Consider the following 19,178-nt stretch of genomic DNA (forward strand, 5'->3'; position numbering starts at 1 on the left):
AAAAAAATCAGGACAGCCTGCGGTTATCCATCTGAAACATATCGTCCGCAATCCGCATGGTGGAGCTTCGGTGGGAAGCAAGGACAATCGTTTTATCCTGCTGCTGTTCCTTTAACGATTTTAAAATGATCGCTTCGTTCAGGCTGTCCAAATTGCTGGTAGGCTCATCGAGCAGCAGGAGCGGAGCATCATGAACAAAGGCTCTGGCCAGCCCCAGCCGCTGACGTTCACCACCGGACAGCCTGTCCCCCAATTCTCCGACACGGCTGTCATATCCTTGAGGCAAGGTCATAATAAAATCATGCACCGACGCCCTGCGGGCTGCTTCCACAACCTGCTCATGCGTAGCATCAGGTTTTCCAATTTTAATATTGGCCGCAATCGTATCATCAAACAGGAACGTATCCTGATCCACATAGCTTTGCAGACCTCTCAAATGCTTCGTTCCGATTTCTTTCAAATCATGTCCAGAGAACAATATCCCGCCCTGCTGTGGGTCCCTGAATCGCATCAACAGCTTGAGCAAAGTGGACTTGCCAGAGCCGCTTTTACCCTGAATACCTGTAATCCGCTTGTGCGGTATCGTAAGACTTACATCATCCAACACCGTCTGGCCCTCATATGCAAAAGTTACCTTGTCTACCTTCGCCCCGGAAAAGGCAACGCTCATTCCCCCGATATTTTCCTCGACCTCCGGGGTTTCCTCCAGCAGACTCAGTACGCGTTCCCCGCTCGCCAGCGTTTGCAGCAGATTGTTGGACAAATTGCTAAGCGCAACTACCGGGCCAAACGAGCTAAACAGGGCAATGACGGAAATAAGCATACCTGTAAAGCTGACTTGCCCCTTGGACATACCATACAATCCAGCCAGCAGCATCAGAAATGAAAATCCCACGACCGCCGCATCCGTTATCGCCCTTGTAATGCCTTCATGATGCTTCAAGCTCTTCTGCTTGGCATCCAATTGATCCGTGCGACGGTTAATCTCAGCCAGTCGCTGTTCTCCGCGCCCGTATTGCACAATTTCCTTCATACCACGCAGACTGTCCAGAAAATAACTGCTCAGCTTGCCGAAGCTGCTCCGGTATTCCATGCCCTGACGTCTGCCCATACGCGACGTTAGCAGAGGAATAAACAGGCCGACTGTGATGTAAGCAAGCGCAGCGAGCCAACCTAATACAGGTTCATAGGAGCCGATAAAAAATACCATCAACAGGGACGTGATGATTCCGATCATAACAGGCGCTATCGTATGCGCATAAAACACTTCCAGCAGCTCAATGTCACTCGTAATCAGCGAGATCAGATTCCCTTTGTCCTTGCCTTCAAGCTTGGCTGGCGCCAGTCTGCGCAGGGCTTGAAGCACCTTGTCACGCAGTACAGCCAGCAGCTTGAAGGCGAGGTAATGACCACTCATTTGCTCGCCATAACGGAACACGCCGCGCAGCACAGCACAAGCCACGATGAGCGTGAGCAGGAACGTCATGCTGTAGCCTGTCGTGATGCCCGTTGCTGTAAGCAGGGCAAGGGCTCCATAGACAATAATGCCAATCGCACAAGCAAATCCGAGCACTCCAGTCACGATTGTTATGAGCAGAACGGGTAAAAGAGGCCCCGCCAGCGCCATTAATCGGGCCATAATCCGTAATCCGTGTCTACGCATATACAGCACCTCCTTTTACAAACTGCTCTACCCGGTGTTGACTGAGATACATCTCCGCATAATGTCCCTGCTGGCTCAACAGCTCATGATGCGTTCCTGATTCTGCCACCAAGCCGTTTTGCAGCACATAAATACGGTCGGATTGGACAACATTTTTCAGTCTATGCGAGATGAGAATAATGGTTTTTCGGCCTGCCAACGCATGTATAACCTCCATAATACCTTCCTCGCTCTCACTGTCTATGTTAGAGGTAGCCTCGTCAAAAATGTACACGCTACTATCATGCAGCAGCGCTCTTGCCAGCGCTAGCCGTTGGCGTTGTCCCCCTGACAGGTTGGTTCCCTGCTCCTCCAGCTCTACTTCCAGCCCTCCCTGTGAGAGAACAAAGTCATACAGCTTCACCTGCCGCAACGCTTCCAGCATTTGTTCCTCATTCGCGTGCTCATTGCCCATTTTCAAATTAGCTCCGACCGTGCCCTTAAAAATATAGCTGTTGAAGCCGATCCAGGTCATATGCCGCATACGGCTTTCTTCTGAAATGGCGGCAAGCTCGGTTCCTCCAACGGTCAGACTTCCTTGATAACCCTCATGATGACCAACGATTAATCCGGCTACCGTGCTTTTACCAGAGCCTGATTCCCCGACAATGGAAATGAAGCTGCCTTGAGGAATATCCATAGATATATTTCGCAGGGTGTCCCTTTCGTCGTAGGCAAAATTCACCTGATCCAGTCGAATATCGGTAGTCTCGATGCTTTCTTTTCCTTGTATCAGTTCCTCTGTACTCAGAATTTGAAATATTTTGTCACTCGCTGCCATCCCGTTCATGGCGATATGAAAGTAAGAGCCCAGCAGGCGCAGCGGAATGAAGAACTCCGCCGACAGCAGCACAATGATCAGCGCTCCCGCCAAGCCGATATGACCAGCGGTATATTCGCTCACTGCGACCAGAACACCCGCAGCGGCACCGCCAAATGCAATAAGGTCCATGACTGCCACCGAATTAAGCTGCATGGTCAGTACTTTCATGGTCATTTTGCGAAAATCCTCGGCCGCCGTGTTCATTTCCTGGTGCTTCTGCTGGTCTGTTCCATATATTTTAAGCGTGGTCAGACCCTGTACATTTTCCAAAAAGCTGTGACCCAGATTGACATAGCTGCCCCAATATTTGCGAAACAGCTTTTTAGCCATCCTCATAATGACTATAATCGACACCGGAATCAGCGGAACGCAGATCAACAGAATAATGGCAGCCTTGAAGCTGACAAAGGATAGTGTGATGAACAACGTTACGGGTGCAAGCAGACTGTAAAATAGCTGGGGCATGTATCTGCCAAAATAGGTTTCAAGCTGCTCCACTCCTTCTACAGCAACCTGAATAACCCCCGACGTGGAGGTATGATCCGTATACGCCGGCCCCAGCTTTAGCAGCTTGCCGTAAATTTGCGAGCGCAGCGTTTTTTTGGCATTCACGGAGGCCCGATAGGACAGCATACTGGCTGCATAATTGCACAAGCATCGGACTGCAATCGCAGCAACGACAATGGCCGTCACAGATAGAATCAGCTTACGGGTAACTTGTCCCGTCCATGCCTGCTGCAAAACAAAGGACATGGACAAAATAGCGGCTATACTGCCTAAAAGACCGATCCACTGCACAAGCACACCCAGAACGATATACTTTCGGGAATGCTCCACCAGACCAAGCAGACGGCTATCGACCATTTTAGACCTTTTCTTCGTGGTATCAGCAAGTGCAGCTACAGATGGAGTTGGGGATGGAGTTTCCCCTGTAGTGCCTCTCACCGTTCCGACCCGGAATATAAAGTAATAATATTTGAAGAGGATGACCAACGCGATAATCACTTTGGCCCACACTGGGGGGGTTAAAATAAAGCCGGTAATGAGCATGGCTGACGCCAATCCCAGAGTCATTACTTTTGTGGACAGCTTCAACGATCTTGTTTGGACAAAGCTTTCCAGATGCTTATGGTACAAAGAGGTATTCGAAAACCAATGATGAAGCCGTTCAGACCCCCGCATAAAGAAAAAGGCTGCCAGCAGCAAAAACGGCGTAGTCGGCAGCAACGGTACCACCACGCCAATGACTCCAAGCGCCAAAAATAGAAACCCTAAGGTAACATAGATCGGTTTCACTGTAATCCTCCCTAAAAAGATATGATGATGACTCATTTGATGGATAATGATAATCATTATCAATATAAACAATTTAGACAGATTGTTATGTGATGTAAATCACGCATAAAAAATCCTCTTGAAGCACATCTCTACAGAACACGCTTTTGCGGGTGTTGGTGTAGATGTATTGACTTCAAGAGAATTATCGAAAATAACGCGCGATATTACGTTGTTTTATGAATTTATAATATCATATTGCTCCAATACCTGCCGATGTAGCGGGTGGTCTGCGGGTATGGATGTATAGCGTGTCAGCGCCACACCCAGTCCTTCGCTGCGGATCACCTGCTGAAGCTCGACTGCCTCAGGGTCCTCCGCAATATCAAATTTACAGGCAGCAGCCATTCCTAGCGCCAGATGATCCGTCAAGATGTCATACTCCTCCGCTTGCAGTGCCGGACGTACAAGACGGTCATTGGGAGACAGCTTCCGCAATGGTGAACGTCCAACCCGAGTGACCTCGTCTGTCAGATTAGGGTTGCGGAAGCGATCTAAAATTTTGGAGATGTACTTCTGATGCTCTCCCTGATCCAAACCGAAGCGCTTCACAAGCACCGCCCCTGTTTCCTCCAGTGCCCCTTGGATCGAATCCACCACCTTGTCATCCTTCATCGCTTCCTGAATGGTGGCATAACCCGTAGCATAACCAAGGTAGGCCGCCACGCAATGTCCCGTATTCACCGTGAACAGCTTGCGTTCAATGTAAGGCTCCAGATTCTGCACGTATAGGATACCTTCAATCTCTTCATGGTCAGGAGCCATTTGCGATCGATCCACTACCCACTCGTAAAAGGGCTCTACCTGCACATGCAACGGGTCCTCATGATGCTGGATCGGTACAATCCGGTCTACAGCAGCATTCGGAAAATACACCGCAGTCTCCGCCTTGGCACGAGTCGCCTCATCCAGTAGCGCAAAAACATGCTCCTTCAGTTGGGCGCTGCCTCCGATTGCATTTTCGCAGGCAATCACATGCAGCGGCGCTGCCCCGCGCTCTACCCGCCGCTTAATTCCCTCGGCAATGCCTGCTGCAATATGCTTGAGGATGCTGACACCCACTGCGGTCGTTACCAAATCAGCTTGGTCTACCGCATCTGCTACAGCCCCTGCATCTTTGCCGTCAATCGCGGTTACATTCGTGACCGTTTCTGTATCCTTGGTATCATTCGCCAACTCTACAGTGTATTGCTTGCGGCGGCGTAACTCGGATACAAGAGTGTCGTTAACATCCGAAAAAACAACCTCATAGCCTGCACGCGACAGAATCAACCCGATAAAGCCACGACCGATATTTCCTGCTCCAAAGTGGACGGCTCTCATAGCTCCATCTCACTTTCGAACAGATCGATAATTTCCTGAGGGGTTACCGCGTTGCGAAGTTTGTCCATGTTTTCTTCCTCGGCGCACACCACAGCGATACTCGTCAAAATCTCCATATGATCGCCGCCTTGTGCTGCGATGCCGATCACCATATATGCTTTTTCTTCCCCAAAATCTACACCTTGCGGGAACTGAATGATCGAGATACCTGTCGATTGAATGAACGTCTTGGATTCCTTCGTGCCGTGTGGAATAGCCAGCCCGTTCCCGATATAGGTGGACACGATCTCCTCGCGTTCCAGCATCTTGTCAATGTACTCACCTGTAATATGTCCCGCATCCAGCAGGATTTGTCCAGCCATACGAATCGCCTCATATTTATCTTTGGCGGTTGCGTTCATTTTTACTTTGTCTATCGTCATAATGCTCACGGTAGGTTCCTCCCTGTCCCTAATTTACTGTGAAAAAATTCAGCCAGTTCACTCGATATATAATTGGAGATATGCTCACGGCTACCGTGTTTCAGTAGCGTAACCATGTCTTCCCGAAGTAGTAATGCACTAATCTCGCTCAATACCTCCAGACTTTCTCTCGGCAGTTCACGAGGTCCCAGCATAAGCAGCACGCAATCTACCTGTTCGCCTGCATCCGCCAGCAGCGGCTCTGCCAGCTTATACAGGGTAAGCGAAGGCTGGCGAATATAGTGGCTACGCGTATGAAACAAAGCAATGGAGGTATCAAGGATCACCTGACTACCCTGGCGCTCTCTTTCCATAAGTTGTGCAGCAATGACAGAAGGCTCTGTAATATTCCCCCGCCCCGCCTCCAGCATGCAGATAGCCTGTACGGTAGCCTGCATATCCATCCCCTGATTTTCTAGCGTATATACTTGGAATTGCTGTACAATGTGTACAATTTCCTCAATACTTCTTCGCAGCCCAGTGAGCCATTCCATCCCCTGACCGGGCTGAACGGACTGTTCCTGCTGCTGATCATTGGGGTGCTTGAGTGTAATATGCTGGATAAAATGACGCAGGCGATCACTTTCCTCCTGCGTCAGCAGCGGGCTGATCTTGAGATAACGATCCGGTTCAAGCGGTAGCTCCACCGTCGAAATGATCAGATCATAATCCTCTTTCGGAATCCGCGCTGCCTCATACCATGAGGCCCTATCCACGATTTTGATCTGTGGCAGCTCCTTGGCGAGCCTTGTTGCCAGCAGCCTGGAGGATCCAATGCCGCTCGTACAGACGACGATGGCCCGCACCTCCCGCCGCAATTGTCGCAGCCGCTCCAGCGAAGCTCCGAAATGCATGACGAGAAATCCGATCTCTTCATCCGGCACTTCCATTTCTGTCATGTCCGCCGCAGCCTTCTTCACCGAGTCGAACAAGTTGCCGTAATCCTTGCGGATTTGCTGGAGCAGAGGATTGCGGATGGATCTGCCTTCCTTCAAACGTTTGAGTACAGGAGCCATATGGGCAATCAGTCCTTCACGCAGAACGCGATCCTCTGCCAATGGCGTATCTGTCTCTTCCTCCACACGACGAATCAACTCATGAACCGACTCCAGCAGTACGAGATCATCCAGCGGCAGCAGCCGGGTGGAATGATCCTCGGCATCACGGAACAACAATCTGAAATAAGATCGTTCCGGCTCCGGAAAATCAATATCCAGCGCCTCTGACAATTCAGTGCATATGCGTTCCACCATAGCTGTGCGCAGCATGATATTCTCATCCCAATCTGATTTGGAATACGAGGGACGGTGATCCACAACGTATCCAAGTCGCAGACGTGCCAGCGAAACGCAAATTTGGATCAACAGCTCCATATACTTGCTTTCCACCATGCTTTTCAGCCATTTCTCATGGGGCTGCCAGAGGGCATTTTCCACGGTCAGCAGGTTCTCTCTGCCAATCATCTCCAGCAACTTATCAGCGACACGTGTCACAGGACGAAGCTCCTCACGGCTGGAAAACAGATCCGATTCATCCAAATACTCTAGAGCCAGCTCGGAAATCGCCCGTCTTTTGTCCATCTCCCGGCCTGTAATCTCGACGCCGTACCCACGTCTGCGCACAAGCACAAGTCCCCGTTCCCCAATCCAGTCTTGCAATTCGTCCAGATCATGACTGACAGTAGTTACCGTGACCTTCAAATCAGCAGCCAGCGCCAGCAGCTTGATCGGATCCTGTGAATCCAGCAGCATACAGAGGACTACAATCTTTCTCTCCTCAGCCGAATATTCGTCCGACTTCGTATGCATCAATTGCTCCCGCAGACATACAAGCTGAGCCGGGTCGGCATCCACATAGATACCAATCCCTGATTTTTTCTCCAGCTTTACCTCATGAGCCGCTAGCCAATGCTCGACTGCGCTGAGTTCCCGGTGAACCGTCCTTGTGCTGACATTAATCTTCGTGGCAATTTCCCCAGCCGTTACCTCTTGGGACTGCTCCAGAAGGTATTCCACGATGTCACGTTGTCGTTTCGTAATATTCATAAGCGATACCGTTCCTTCCCAAGCTCATCCCTTCCGCAGAACACACGAACTGCATACAAGGCGGCCTGAATACTCCAGGGGATTAAGAATCGGATTTCAGACGTTCCACCAGCGCTTCGTATGCAGGACTCTTCAGGAAATTATCAATAGAAATATGCTCGGCATTTGGAGCCACCGTTTTAGCCCGGTCCGTCAACGTTTTTTGCGTAATAACAATATCCGCATCCTGCGGAATCTCACTGATTGCCGTGTTCGTTACCGTAACATCCACACCCGCCTGCTTCATTTTTTTGCGTAAAATCGAGGCGCCCATAGCGCTTGAGCCCATACCTGCATCACAGGAAAAGACGATCTTGTTCACATCTGATTTATCCTTGAGCGTTTGAACTTCGACAATCCCCGCAGCCCGATCAGCTTCGCGGTTATCTTCCGTTACAGTGGCATTTTCGCCTGCAGCCTTACTTTGAGTTTGAGTTTTCATATCCTTCATGCGGGAGGCCGCTTCCTCAAGACCCTCTTCTTTTTGCTTACCTGTCTTGAGTAACACAGCAGCAACAGCAAATGATACGACCGCAGCAGCAATCACACCGCTCAGCATTGGCAAATATCCGCCTTTTGGTGTCATCAGGAAATAAGCGATGATACTGCCCGGTGAAGGTGCTGCAACTAGTCCGGCACCTGTCAGCATGAAACAGAAGGTTCCCACCACGCCTCCTGCTATAGCAGCAAGAATCAGAATCGGCTTCATCAAAATATAAGGGAAATAAATTTCATGAATCCCGCCGAAAAAGTGAATGATGACCGCGCCGGGAGCCGACGACTTCGCAGAGCCTTTACCAAACAGGCAGTAGGCCAGCAAAATACCGAGCCCCGGTCCAGGGTTGGATTCAAGCATGAACAAAACGGATTTGCCTGTTCTTGAAGCTTCCTCCAGCGCAATCGGACTTAATACTCCGTGGTTCAATGCGTTGTTTAAAAATAATACTTTTCCGGGCTCAATAATGAGGTTGACGAGCGGCAAAAGCCCTGCGTTTACGAGGAACTGTACCCCTGCTGACAACACTTGACTGATAATTTGTACAAACGGTCCGATTGCCACATGGGCAAGCAGCGCTAAAATCGCCCCGATAATCCCTGCCGAGAAATTATTGACCAGCATTTCAAAGCCTGATTTAACTTTGCCGTCAATCGCCTTGTCGAACTTCTTCAATATCCATGCAGCCAACGGACCCGCTACCATCGCGCCGAGGAACATCGGAATGTCCGCCCCGACAATGACACCCATCGTCATAATGGCCCCGATCACACCTCCGCGCTGTCCGTGAATCATGGTGCCACCCGTATAACCGATCAGCAGCGGCAGCAAATAATTTTTCATCGGATCAACCAGTTGTGCAAAACCCTCATTTGGGAACCATCCGGTCGGAATAAAAAGTGCCGTGATCAATCCCCACGCGATAAAAGCTCCCATATTGGGCATAACCATACCACTGAGAAAACGACCAAAACGCTGTACGGCAACGCGTGCGCCTCCGTTTGAATTGGACTTTGCGTCCACTGTGCTCATATTCATATCCTCCTTATAGGTAAAAAGCATCACTACCTTTTCTTAAAATTCATACTAAATGACAACGCTATCTTCATCAACGAAATGAAAACGTACTTTCGTCATGAACGTTGATGACAACATTTAAATTTAAGATAAACAGGCGCGAAATCATTAGGCATAATTCCTCTTAATATGGCCTGTAACGTTAGAATTTAATCGAGAAACCATGCGTCATCTATACCATTTCTGTACAAGGAATAACCTCTAAGTAAGGAAAAAACACGTAATTACGCTTGCCAAAAAAGACAGCAAAAAATAGCCGCTATGCCCAATCATCGCGACTATTTTTATACAAAACCGAGCGGACAAACGCCACTCTTATTCAGTTATCCAACCTAATTTGCCCCATTATTACTCATTGGCAGTCAACTGCTCGTACTGATCCGCAGACAGCAGCTTGCTTAGTGCTTCCTCTACATCTTCTCCAATCTCCACTTCGATCATCCAGCCTTTTTCATAGGGAGACTCGTTTACCAGTTCAGGCGTGGTTTCCAGTTCTTCATTCACCTTCAACACCGTTCCCGTCACCGGAGCGAACAGGTCGGATACTGTCTTTACCGATTCAATAGTACCAATCTCTGCCCCCTGCTCAATCGTTGCTCCCTCCCCAGGCAGCTCCACGAAAACGATATCCCCCAGCTGATGCTGTGCAAAGTCCGTGATACCGATTCGTACCGTTCCATCCTCTGTGCGCTGAACCCACTCGTGTTCCTCCGTGTACCACAATTGCTGCTTCACTTCACTCATCCTGCTCCGCCTCGCTTCCATATGGATTACATTGTTTCGCCTACCCATCTATGACAGGTTAAGATTATGACAAGAAGAACTATTATGTCAATAATACTAACAAAAATATTTCATATCCCTCCATATGTTGTTTTAATTAAAAATACGACAGGATATAACAAACGCTTACATATCCTTATTTATGAATAAAATGTTTTTAATAATATTTTTCATGACATTTTTGTTGACATTTCGAATAAATTTGCGTATTAATGGGTTATAACAAGTGCTTTTGGAAATACCCGATAACTGTAAACGCGGATGAACGTGGAGGGAGAGACTGCCAAAAACTCGCATAGCTGCTGCCACTTGTGAAAACAAGGTAGCAAGCGAGTGGAATCAAGCTGTTACCGGCAGGACCGGATGGCATATAGCTGATCCAAGGGCAGCGCCGAAGGAGTAAACCTGCATCGCAGGTGAATCTCTCAGGCAAAAGGACCTCTGCCGGACGCATCTCTGGAGAGCATTCGCCATACAGGCGGATCACCCAAGGGGAAACCTGGTACGCACCGGGGTAACTCTCAGGTATCAAGGACAGAGCTGAAAAAAAGTGTGTGGACTGCCGTTCATACGTTTTTTTCGGCCTGTCTTTTTTGTTTAGCTGATCACACCGGATAGGAGTGGAAAAATGACTAACTTGCGAAAAACGCCGCTGTATTCGTCCTACGGCACGCTGCCGGGGGTTCGTTGCATTGATTTTGGCGGCTGGGAGCTGCCTGTACAGTTCAGTGGCATTCAAAAGGAGCATGAGGCCGTCCGACAACGTGCGGGATTGTTCGATGTATCGCATATGGGTGAATTCTTGGTCGAAGGCCAGGAAGCCGAAGCATTTCTGCAACAGGTAACGACGAACGATGTCAGTCAGTTGGAGCCAGGTCAGGCCCAATACTCGCTCCTGTGTTACCCGGATGGAGGTGTAGTAGACGACCTGCTTGTTTACTGTAAAGGGTCGGAGCGTTACATGCTCGTTGTGAATGCCTCCAATATCGACAAGGATTGGGATTGGCTGCTTCGCCATGCTCCTGCATCCGTTCATCTGGAAAACGTATCAGATGCGGTAGCACTGCTGGCATTGCAAGGACCTGAAGCTGCTCGTATTGCCGTAGCCGTGACAGACACGGACATTACGAAGCTGGCATCCTTCCGATTCAATGAGGATGTGCAGTTGTTCGGGGCAAAAGCGCTCGTCTCCCGCACCGGATACACGGGGGAAGACGGCTTTGAATTTTATGTGCCTGCGGTGGATGCACCGGCAGTGTGGGACGGATTGCTTCGCATCGGTGAACCGTATGGTCTGGTTCCCGCCGGACTTGGAGCCAGGGATACGCTGCGCTTCGAAGCGCGGCTACCGCTGTACGGGCAGGAGTTGTCCGCTACCATTTCCCCACTGGAAGCTGGTTTAGGCTTCTTCGTCAAGCTGAATAAGGGAGATTTTATCGGCAGAGAGGCCCTGCAACGTCAGAAAGAACAAGGTATTCCGCGCAAGCTGATCGGACTGGAAATGCTCGACCGCGGCATACCGCGTGCCCATTATCCCGTTTTTGCGGAAGGACAGCACATTGGCGAGGTCACAACGGGAACCCAGTCGCCCACCTTAAAGCGTAATCTGGGTTTGGCTCTGGTGGACTGCCGTTTCAGTTCCCTATCCACACCGCTGGGGGTCGAGATTCGTGGCAAGCGCCTGCGTGCCGAGGTGGTAGCAGCGCCCTTTTATAAACGTCCACGCTAATTTAAATGCTCGGCTTACTATAACTATCGTGATCCGTTACTAACGCTACCCCGTTCGCAATCGTTTATTAATCATTTGTTAATCGTTCTACGTTTTTACGATTTGTTGGTTGAAAGGAGCCAGACCCAATGAAACAACATCGTTACCTTCCCATGACTGAACAGGATCAAGCGGAAATGCTACGCGCGGTCGGCGCATCGTCTATCGACGATCTATTCAGCGATATTCCTGAGGCGATCCGGTATGAGGGGGAGCTTCCCCTGTCTTCTGGGCTAGACGAAAGAGCCTTAACCCGCCACTTATCCGGACTGGCCGGGCAAAATGCCAATACAGACACGCACGCCAGCTTTCTCGGCGCAGGGATTTACGATCATCATATTCCATCCGTCATCCAGCATATCACTTCGCGCTCGGAATTTTATACGGCCTACACTCCTTACCAGCCGGAGGTAAGCCAGGGCGAGCTGCAAGCCATCTTCGAATTCCAATCGTATATATGCGAATTAACAGGCATGGCTGTAGCCAATGCCAGTATGTATGATGGAGCGACTGCGCTGGCAGAAGCAGGCTCATTGGCCGCCGCTGCCACCCGCCGCAAGCAGCTTATCGTATCGCGGACCGTCCATCCAGAGGCACGCCAGGTGCTGGCTACTTATGCGCGCGGGCTGGATTTAGATATCGTGGAAATCGGCTGTGCAGACGGTGTAACCGACGTGAAAGCATTAGCGGTAGCCATATCGGAACAGACGGCGGCTGTTTTGGTCCAAAGCCCTAATTTTTTCGGGGCCGTGGAAAATCTGAAGCCGATGGCTGACCTGGTCCATGCCCACAAGGGCCTTATGGTCGTAAGCGCCAATCCGCTGGCGTTAGGCCTGCTGGAAGCACCCGGCAAGCAGGGTGCGGATATTGTCGTAGGAGACGCGCAGCCGCTTGGCATCTCCTCCTCCCTCGGCGGCCCGACCTGCGGCTACTTTGCCGTTTCACAGGCGCATATGCGCCGCATCCCTGGCCGTATTGTGGGCCAGACCACAGACCGCAACGGCAAACGCGGCTTCGTGCTGACCTTGCAGGCACGGGAGCAGCATATCCGCCGGGAGAAGGCCACCTCTAACATATGCTCCAATCAGGCGTTGCTCGCTTTATCTGCCTCTGTGTATTTGTCCGTCATGGGTAGACAGGGCATCGCGGAAGTAGCCGAGCTAAACCTGCACAAAAGCCGCTACGCACTGGAGCAATTACTCGGCTTGAAGGGCGTAACCGCCTCCTTTACCGCACCCACCTTTAACGAGTTTGCCCTTCGGTTGCCTGAGGGTACGGATATGAATAAACTGCAAGCCGGATTGCTTGCTGCTGGCTTTATCGGCGGCTACGATTTGGGCCGGAATTATGAGGAATATGCAGGTCACATCCTGATTGCCGTGACAGAGCAACGGACAAAGGAAGAGATCGATCAATTCGTACACATCTTGGGGGGATTGCTATGACGCATACTACAGGACAGGATCAGGGAACACCGAATCCAGAAGTCGAATCCAGTCAAAATCAGAAGAAAAAACATGAGCAGGCGCTCATTTTTGAATTGAGCAGACCGGGCCGTATCGCCTATTCCCTGCCTGAATGCGATGTTCCCCGTCGTCCAGTAGCAGAGCTTTTGCCGGATTATGCGCAGCGCAACGAGCCTGCGGCATTGCCCGAGGTATACGAAGTAGACGTTATTCGACATTATACCGCACTGTCACGGCGTAATTTTGGCGTGGACAACGGATTTTATCCACTCGGCTCCTGTACGATGAAATACAACCCCAAGGTGAACGAGGATGTCGCCCGTTATGCAGGCTTCGCCAAAATCCATCCGTACCAGCCGGAGGACAGCATCCAGGGCGCCATGGCGCTGCTCCATACGCTTCAAAACGATCTGGCCGCGTTAACTGGCATGGATGCCGTCACCCTTCAGCCCGCCGCGGGCGCCCATGGCGAATGGACCGGGCTGATGATGATTCGCTCCTACCACGAAGCGCGTGGTGAGCGGCGTACCAAGGTGCTCGTGCCGGATTCCTCGCATGGAACGAACCCCGCCAGCGCCACTGTGGCAGGCTTCGAAACGATAACCCTCCCCTCCACACCACAGGGGCTGGTGGATCTGGACGCGCTGCGTCAAGCCGTAGGCAACGACACCGCTGCGCTTATGCTGACCAACCCGAACACGCTCGGGCTGTTCGAAAAGCAAATCGCTGACATTGCCGCGATTGTGCATGAAGCGGGTGGCCTGCTCTACTATGACGGCGCGAACTCCAACGCCATTATGGGGATCACCCGCCCTGGGGATATGGGCTTTGACGTGGTGCATCTCAATTTGCACAAAACGATGAGTACCCCACATGGCGGAGGCGGGCCCGGCGCGGGACCTGTGGGGGTAAAGCAGCGGCTCATTCCGTATTTGCCCAAGCCGCTTGTCGTGCGTGATCCACAGGGCACGTACCGTTGGGACCGAGAACAGGGAGATTCTATCGGACGGGTCAAAGCCTTTTATGGCAACTTCGGTATTCTTGTCCGTGCCTATGCCTATATCCGCAGCTACGGTCCTGATGGCTTGAAGCGGGTATCCGAATGTGCCGTACTCAATGCCAATTATATGATGCACCGATTGGCTCCGCATTTTGACATCCCTTATCCGGGGTATTGCAAGCACGAATTTGTGATGTCTGGGCGCGGCTTAAAGAAATTCGGAGTGCGTACGCTTGATGTTGCCAAGCGATTGCTCGATTTCGGCTACCATCCACCTACAATATATTTCCCGCTGAATGTAGAGGAATGTATCATGATCGAGCCGACCGAAACGGAAAGCAAGGAGACGCTTGATGCCTTCATCGACACGATGATCCAAATTGCGCGGGAAGCGGAGGAAACGCCTGAATTGGTGCTGAATGCTCCGTATACCACTCCAGTCACGCGACTGGACGAAGCAACTGCAGCTCGCAAGCCTATATTGAATTGCTCATGCAGCTAAAAGCAAACTTAAATTTTGGGCATACAAAAAAGCCGGTATCTATTAGATACCGGCCGCTGTATGTAGACAGCACTTTTTGTTGGAAAAAGATATAACCTTTGAAAATGTGATACCCTTCCTTAGCCTTCAATGCTTTGAACCAATTCAACAACCTGCTCGGCTGTTTGCATGTCCAAAGCTTTTGCAGCCAGTTTCTCCATATCCGCGCGGGACAATTTCGAAATTTGACTGCGTGCTGGCAGAATGGAAGTGGCACTCATGCTGAACTCATCGAGTCCCAGACCCAGCAGCAATGGAATTGCTGTTGTATCCCCTGCCATTTCGCCGCACATACCAACCCAACGTCCTTCACGGTGAGCGGCATCAATAACCATTTTCACCAGACGCAGAATGGATGGGTTATATGGTTGATACAGGTAAGAAACCCGCTCGTTCATGCGATCCGCTGCCATTGTGTATTGAATCAGATCGTTCGTACCGATACTGAAGAAATCAACTTCTTTTGCGAATTGGTCAGCCAATACCGCTGTAGAAGGAATTTCTACCATGATGCCCAACTGAATTTCTTCAGATACAGCTACACCCGCTGCTACCAACTTTTCCTTTTCCTCCAGCAACACAGCTTTGGATTCACGGAATTCGTTCAGTGTAGCAATCATTGGGAACATGATCCGCAGGTTACCGTGTACACTTGCCCGCAGCAAAGCACGCAATTGAGTACGGAAAATGTCCTGACGGTCCAGACACAGACGAATAGCACGGAATCCGAGGAACGGATTCATTTCCTTCGGTAGATCCAAATAAGGAAGCTCTTTGTCGCCACCAATGTCCAACGTACGGACTACAACTGGTTTGCCTTCCATTCTTTCCAGAACGGTTTTGTATGCTGTGTACTGTACTTCTTCGGATGGAAGCTTGTCGCGTCCCATGTACAAGAATTCAGTACGATACAGGCCGACGCCTTCGCCACCGTTATCCAGTACACCAGCTACATCGTTAGGCGTACCGATATTGGCTGCCAGTTCGACGTGCACACCATCGACGGAAACCGTAGCTTCGCCGCGCAGCTTGCGCCACTCTTCGCGTTGCTTGTCGTATGCCACTTGTTTAGCCTTGTACTCCGCAACGATCTCTTCGGAAGGGTTCACGAATACGTGACCATCCAGACCGTCGACGATAATCAAATCGCCGCTTTTAGCTTGGGACAGTATATTTTTAGTTCCAACAACCGCAGGAATTTCAAGAGAACGAGCCATAATAGCCGAGTGCGAAGTACGTCCACCGATATTGGTTGCAAAGCCTTTAACAAATTCGCGATTCAGCTGAGCTGTGTCGGAAGGTGTCAAATCTTCTGCAAGTACAATCGTTTCTTCGGCAATTTCTGCAGGACTGACAAAATGAACACCAAGCAGGTGATTCAGGATCCGCTTGGTTACATCCCGCATGTCCGATGCGCGTTCTTGCAAATAAGCACTTTTCATGTTTTCGAACATGGAAATAAACTGTGTAGCTACCTCGTTCAGAGCATAGTCAGCATTAAGCTGCTCATCTCTGATTTTGGCTTTAACTGGATCGATCAATTCAGGATCATTCAGGATCAACAGGTGAGAAGCAAAAATCTCTGCTTTTTTCTCGCCAAGCTCCTGTAAAGTTTTCTCCTTAATCGCTTCCAATTCGGTTTGAGATTCTGCCAAAGCCGCATCCAATCTTGCAATTTCAGCTTCAACATCACCAACCGCGCGTCTCTCTACAGCGTAATTCGGATGCTCCAAGATAAACGCCCGGGCAATGGCGATGCCTGCCGAAGCGGCAATCCCGGAAATTTTAAGCATGAATTTCGCCCAGCCCTTCGTTAACGATTACATTTTCAAGAGCTTTCAGAGCGTCAGCAGCTTCAGCACCTTCACAGATGATGTTGATTGTATCGCCTTGTTCCAAACCGAGAGACAATACACCCAGAATGGATTTCAAAGTTACTTTTTTACCGTTAGCTTCGGCGAAAGACTCAGCACCGCTGAATTTGTTAGCTGTATTTACCAGCGCAGTTGCAGGACGTGCATGGATACCGTCTTCATCTGTAATTCTAAAAGTTGTTTGCATAATTGTTCCTCCCACTTTCCTAATGGATAATATTTGTTTACACGCAATATACGTGTAGTGAAACCGGGTCATTGATGAGGCGGCCTAGGCCGCCTCATCACGAATCCGAAACACATAGAGTTTATTTTATCGTAATTATACCATCTTCGCCAGCCTTCAATACTCCAGTTTTGTTTAAAGTTACCGAAGAACCTTCTGGAAGGTTGGTAAAAATGACTGGTGAGATGATGGATTTTGCGTTTGCCTTCACGTATTCCAGGTCTACTTTCATAATCGGCTGACCGGCTGACACAAGATCGCCTTCGTTCACCAAAACGTCAAATCCTTGGCCTTTAAGCTTTACTGTGTTCACCCCGATATGAACAAGCACTTCTTTACCGCCATCAGATTGGATACCAATGGCATGCTTGCTTGGGAATACATTGAATACTTTACCATATACAGGTGACACAATCGTTCCATCATTTGGCACGACAGCAAAACCGTCTCCTGTCATACGCTCTGCAAATACCGGATCGGGAACAGTCGAAATATCAACCAATTCTCCGTTAACAGGCATCACGATATCTTCAACGATGATGGTCTGTTTTTCTTCACCAGCTTCCTTCTCTTCTTGCGGAGCAGGTTGAGCCGGGGCCGGAGCAGGTGTGCGTCCCGCCATAATATCAGCCATTTGCGTTTTAATCGTGTCGGAACGTGTACCGAAAATGGCCTGTACGTTGTTGCCGACTTCAAGTACGCCCGATGCGCCAAGCTGTTTCAGACGAGCCTTGTCAACATTGGACTTTTCGTTAACTTCAATACGAAGACGTGTGATACAAGCATCCAAATGCTTGATATTGGGCGCCCCGCCGAAAGCTGCCAAAATATTGCCTGGAAGCTCGTCTGTGGTACCGACTGCGGCTCCTTCAACATTTTCTGTGGCTTCTTCACGACCTGGTGTTTTCAGGTTAAACTTCCGTATGATGAATCGGAATCCGAAGTAGTAAATAACCGCCAAAATCAAACCGACGATGATGACGTACCACCAAGGCGTACGATTCGGAATAATCCCGAAAATCAGGAAGTCGATAAATCCGCCAGAGAAGGTCATACCGATTTTAACATTCAATATTTGCATCGTCATAAACGACAACCCTGCAAACACAGCATGCACTGCGAACAGCAGTGGAGCTACGAACAGGAAGGAAAATTCCAGTGGCTCCGTAATCCCTGTCAGGAAAGAAGTCAAAGCTGCTGAACCCATAATACCTGCTACATATTTCTTGTGTTCCGGTCTTGCTTCATGATACATCGCAAGCGCTGCGGCTGGCAAACCGAACATCATGAACGGGAATTTACCCACTTGGAACGTACTTGCTGTCAATGTAACTCCATCACGAAGCTGGTTAAAGAAGATTTGCTGGTCACCATGAATCGTTTGACCTGCCTTGTTCACATACTCGCCGAACTCAAACCAGAACGGGGAATACCAAATGTGATGCAATCCGAAAGGAATGAGTGAGCGTTCAATGACCCCAAAAATGAAAGCGGCCAGTGTCGGGTTGGAATCAACCATGAAGTGAGACACGACGTTCAGTCCTTGCTGTACGGGAGGCCACACAATGACTAGCAATAGTCCGATTAGCAATGAAGATACTGCTGTTACAATCGGAACGAAGCGCTTACCCGCGAAAAAGCCCAGATACGAAGGAAGCTCGATTTTGAAAAAGCGATTGTACATGGCCGCGGCCAATATACCGATGATAATCCCGCCGAACACCCCGGTTTGCAGCGTTGGAATCCCCAACACGTTCGCATAGCCCGGGATTTTTTGAGCAATCAGACCCGGTGTAACACCTACGGCAGTACCCAATGTAATATTCATAACGAGATAACCGATGATCGCAGCCAAACCTGCTACACCTTCACCGCCTGCCAGACCGACGGCTACGCCGACTGCAAACAACAGTGCCAGATTATCAAAAACAATTTGTCCGGCATTCATCATGATCGTCGCTACCGATTGAACCCAGCCCGCATTTAATGCCGGAATGTACTGGAGAAAATCGGGATTGACCAGCATGTTGCCGATTCCCAATAATAGTCCCGCAGCCGGCAAAATGGCTACAGGAAGCATTAAAGCTTTGCCGACACGCTGTAAAACGCCGAAAAGCTTTTTAAACATATTTTCCACTTCCTTCTCTGAAAATTAGAATACAGAGGCAAAACAACAAAAAAGGCATGAGCCGATTTAAGTATGTTTGAACACAACCTTG

At 49.8% G+C, this 19,178-nt stretch carries 13 protein-coding genes and 1 riboswitch; of the genes, 3 read left to right on the plus strand and 10 right to left on the minus strand.

Features of this window, described 5'->3' with window-relative positions:
• Positions 1 to 7 precede the first annotated feature (7 nt).
• From NST83_RS17755 to gcvH, 7 genes are all read right to left on the minus strand, one after another.
• On the minus strand, positions 8 to 1,663 hold the full coding sequence (locus tag NST83_RS17755; RefSeq protein ID WP_342415128.1) for an ABC transporter ATP-binding protein: 1,656 nt from the start codon (positions 1,661 to 1,663) through the stop codon (positions 8 to 10).
• Complete coding sequence (locus NST83_RS17760) at positions 1,656 to 3,821, minus strand: DUF454 family protein (RefSeq protein ID WP_342415129.1); 2,166 nt, start codon at positions 3,819 to 3,821, stop codon at positions 1,656 to 1,658. The genes NST83_RS17755 and NST83_RS17760 overlap by 8 nt, the downstream gene beginning before the upstream one ends.
• A 216-nt stretch (positions 3,822 to 4,037) precedes the next feature.
• Entirely contained in the window at positions 4,038 to 5,183 is a 1,146-nt protein-coding gene (locus tag NST83_RS17765) for a mannitol-1-phosphate 5-dehydrogenase (protein WP_342415130.1), read from the minus strand.
• Positions 5,180 to 5,614 carry a PTS sugar transporter subunit IIA gene (locus NST83_RS17770; RefSeq protein ID WP_014282897.1) on the minus strand — a complete coding sequence of 145 codons (435 nt, stop codon included), beginning with the start codon at positions 5,612 to 5,614 and terminating at the stop codon, positions 5,180 to 5,182. The genes NST83_RS17765 and NST83_RS17770 overlap by 4 nt, the downstream gene beginning before the upstream one ends.
• Positions 5,611 to 7,689, minus strand: coding sequence for a BglG family transcription antiterminator (locus tag NST83_RS17775; RefSeq protein WP_342415131.1), 2,079 nt, complete (start codon positions 7,687 to 7,689; stop codon positions 5,611 to 5,613). Before NST83_RS17775 ends, NST83_RS17770 begins: the two co-directional genes overlap by 4 nt.
• 82 nt (positions 7,690 to 7,771) lie before the next feature.
• Positions 7,772 to 9,256: a PTS mannitol transporter subunit IICB gene (locus NST83_RS17780; RefSeq protein ID WP_137063981.1), complete on the minus strand. Its 1,485-nt coding sequence runs from the start codon at positions 9,254 to 9,256 to the stop codon at positions 7,772 to 7,774.
• 393 nt (positions 9,257 to 9,649) lie between these two features.
• On the minus strand, positions 9,650 to 10,045 hold the full coding sequence (gene gcvH, locus NST83_RS17785) for a glycine cleavage system protein GcvH (RefSeq protein WP_342415132.1): 396 nt from the start codon (positions 10,043 to 10,045) through the stop codon (positions 9,650 to 9,652).
• A 300-nt stretch (positions 10,046 to 10,345) separates the two neighbouring features.
• Positions 10,346 to 10,535: riboswitch (glycine riboswitch) on the plus strand.
• A gap of 177 nt (positions 10,536 to 10,712) precedes the next feature.
• Between gcvH and gcvT the strand changes: the two genes are divergently transcribed.
• The 3 genes from gcvT to gcvPB all read left to right on the plus strand — a co-directional run bounded on the left by gcvT (position 10,713) and on the right by gcvPB (position 14,820).
• Entirely contained in the window at positions 10,713 to 11,813 is a 1,101-nt protein-coding gene (gene gcvT, locus NST83_RS17790) for a glycine cleavage system aminomethyltransferase GcvT (RefSeq protein ID WP_342415133.1), read from the plus strand.
• Between the two features lie 128 nt (positions 11,814 to 11,941).
• Positions 11,942 to 13,297: an aminomethyl-transferring glycine dehydrogenase subunit GcvPA gene (gcvPA, locus tag NST83_RS17795; protein ID WP_342415134.1), complete on the plus strand. Its 1,356-nt coding sequence runs from the start codon at positions 11,942 to 11,944 to the stop codon at positions 13,295 to 13,297.
• Positions 13,294 to 14,820, plus strand: coding sequence for an aminomethyl-transferring glycine dehydrogenase subunit GcvPB (gene gcvPB, locus NST83_RS17800; RefSeq protein ID WP_342415135.1), 1,527 nt, complete (start codon positions 13,294 to 13,296; stop codon positions 14,818 to 14,820). The genes gcvPA and gcvPB overlap by 4 nt, the downstream gene beginning before the upstream one ends.
• Before the next feature lie 119 nt (positions 14,821 to 14,939).
• Here the strand turns inward: gcvPB and ptsP are convergent, their stop codons facing one another.
• The 3 genes from ptsP to ptsG form a co-directional block, all read right to left on the minus strand.
• The gene (gene ptsP, locus NST83_RS17805) at positions 14,940 to 16,652 is read right to left on the minus strand and encodes a phosphoenolpyruvate--protein phosphotransferase (protein ID WP_342415136.1); all 1,713 of its coding nucleotides are present in this window, start codon (positions 16,650 to 16,652) and stop codon (positions 14,940 to 14,942) included.
• On the minus strand, positions 16,645 to 16,920 hold the full coding sequence (locus tag NST83_RS17810; protein WP_014282905.1) for an HPr family phosphocarrier protein: 276 nt from the start codon (positions 16,918 to 16,920) through the stop codon (positions 16,645 to 16,647). The genes ptsP and NST83_RS17810 overlap by 8 nt, the downstream gene beginning before the upstream one ends.
• Before the next feature lie 121 nt (positions 16,921 to 17,041).
• On the minus strand, positions 17,042 to 19,087 hold the full coding sequence (gene ptsG, locus NST83_RS17815; RefSeq protein ID WP_342415137.1) for a glucose-specific PTS transporter subunit IIBC: 2,046 nt from the start codon (positions 19,085 to 19,087) through the stop codon (positions 17,042 to 17,044).
• Between the last annotated feature and the right edge of the window lie 91 nt (positions 19,088 to 19,178).

Origin of the sequence: Paenibacillus sp. FSL R10-2782 (assembly GCF_038592985.1) — a bacterium.
GTDB classification, from domain to species: Bacteria; Bacillota; Bacilli; order Paenibacillales; family Paenibacillaceae; genus Paenibacillus; species Paenibacillus terrae_C.

Bases quoted from the DNA above. Each gene is read 5' to 3' on its own strand.
- NST83_RS17755 (WP_342415128.1), bottom strand. From the start codon at position 1,663: ATGCGTAGACACGGATTACGGATTATGGCCCGATTAATGGCGCTGGCG.
- NST83_RS17765 (WP_342415130.1), bottom strand. From the start codon at position 5,183: ATGAGAGCCGTCCACTTTGGAGCAGGAAATATCGGTCGTGGCTTTATC.
- NST83_RS17775 (WP_342415131.1), bottom strand. From the start codon at position 7,689: ATGAATATTACGAAACGACAACGTGACATCGTGGAATACCTTCTGGAG.
- NST83_RS17780 (WP_137063981.1), bottom strand. From the start codon at position 9,256: ATGAGCACAGTGGACGCAAAGTCCAATTCAAACGGAGGCGCACGCGTT.
- gcvH (WP_342415132.1), bottom strand. From the start codon at position 10,045: ATGAGTGAAGTGAAGCAGCAATTGTGGTACACGGAGGAACACGAGTGG.
- gcvT (WP_342415133.1), top strand. From the start codon at position 10,713: ATGACTAACTTGCGAAAAACGCCGCTGTATTCGTCCTACGGCACGCTG.
- gcvPA (WP_342415134.1), top strand. From the start codon at position 11,942: ATGAAACAACATCGTTACCTTCCCATGACTGAACAGGATCAAGCGGAA.
- gcvPB (WP_342415135.1), top strand. From the start codon at position 13,294: ATGACGCATACTACAGGACAGGATCAGGGAACACCGAATCCAGAAGTC.
- ptsP (WP_342415136.1), bottom strand. From the start codon at position 16,652: ATGCTTAAAATTTCCGGGATTGCCGCTTCGGCAGGCATCGCCATTGCC.
- NST83_RS17810 (WP_014282905.1), bottom strand. From the start codon at position 16,920: ATGCAAACAACTTTTAGAATTACAGATGAAGACGGTATCCATGCACGT.
- ptsG (WP_342415137.1), bottom strand. From the start codon at position 19,087: ATGTTTAAAAAGCTTTTCGGCGTTTTACAGCGTGTCGGCAAAGCTTTA.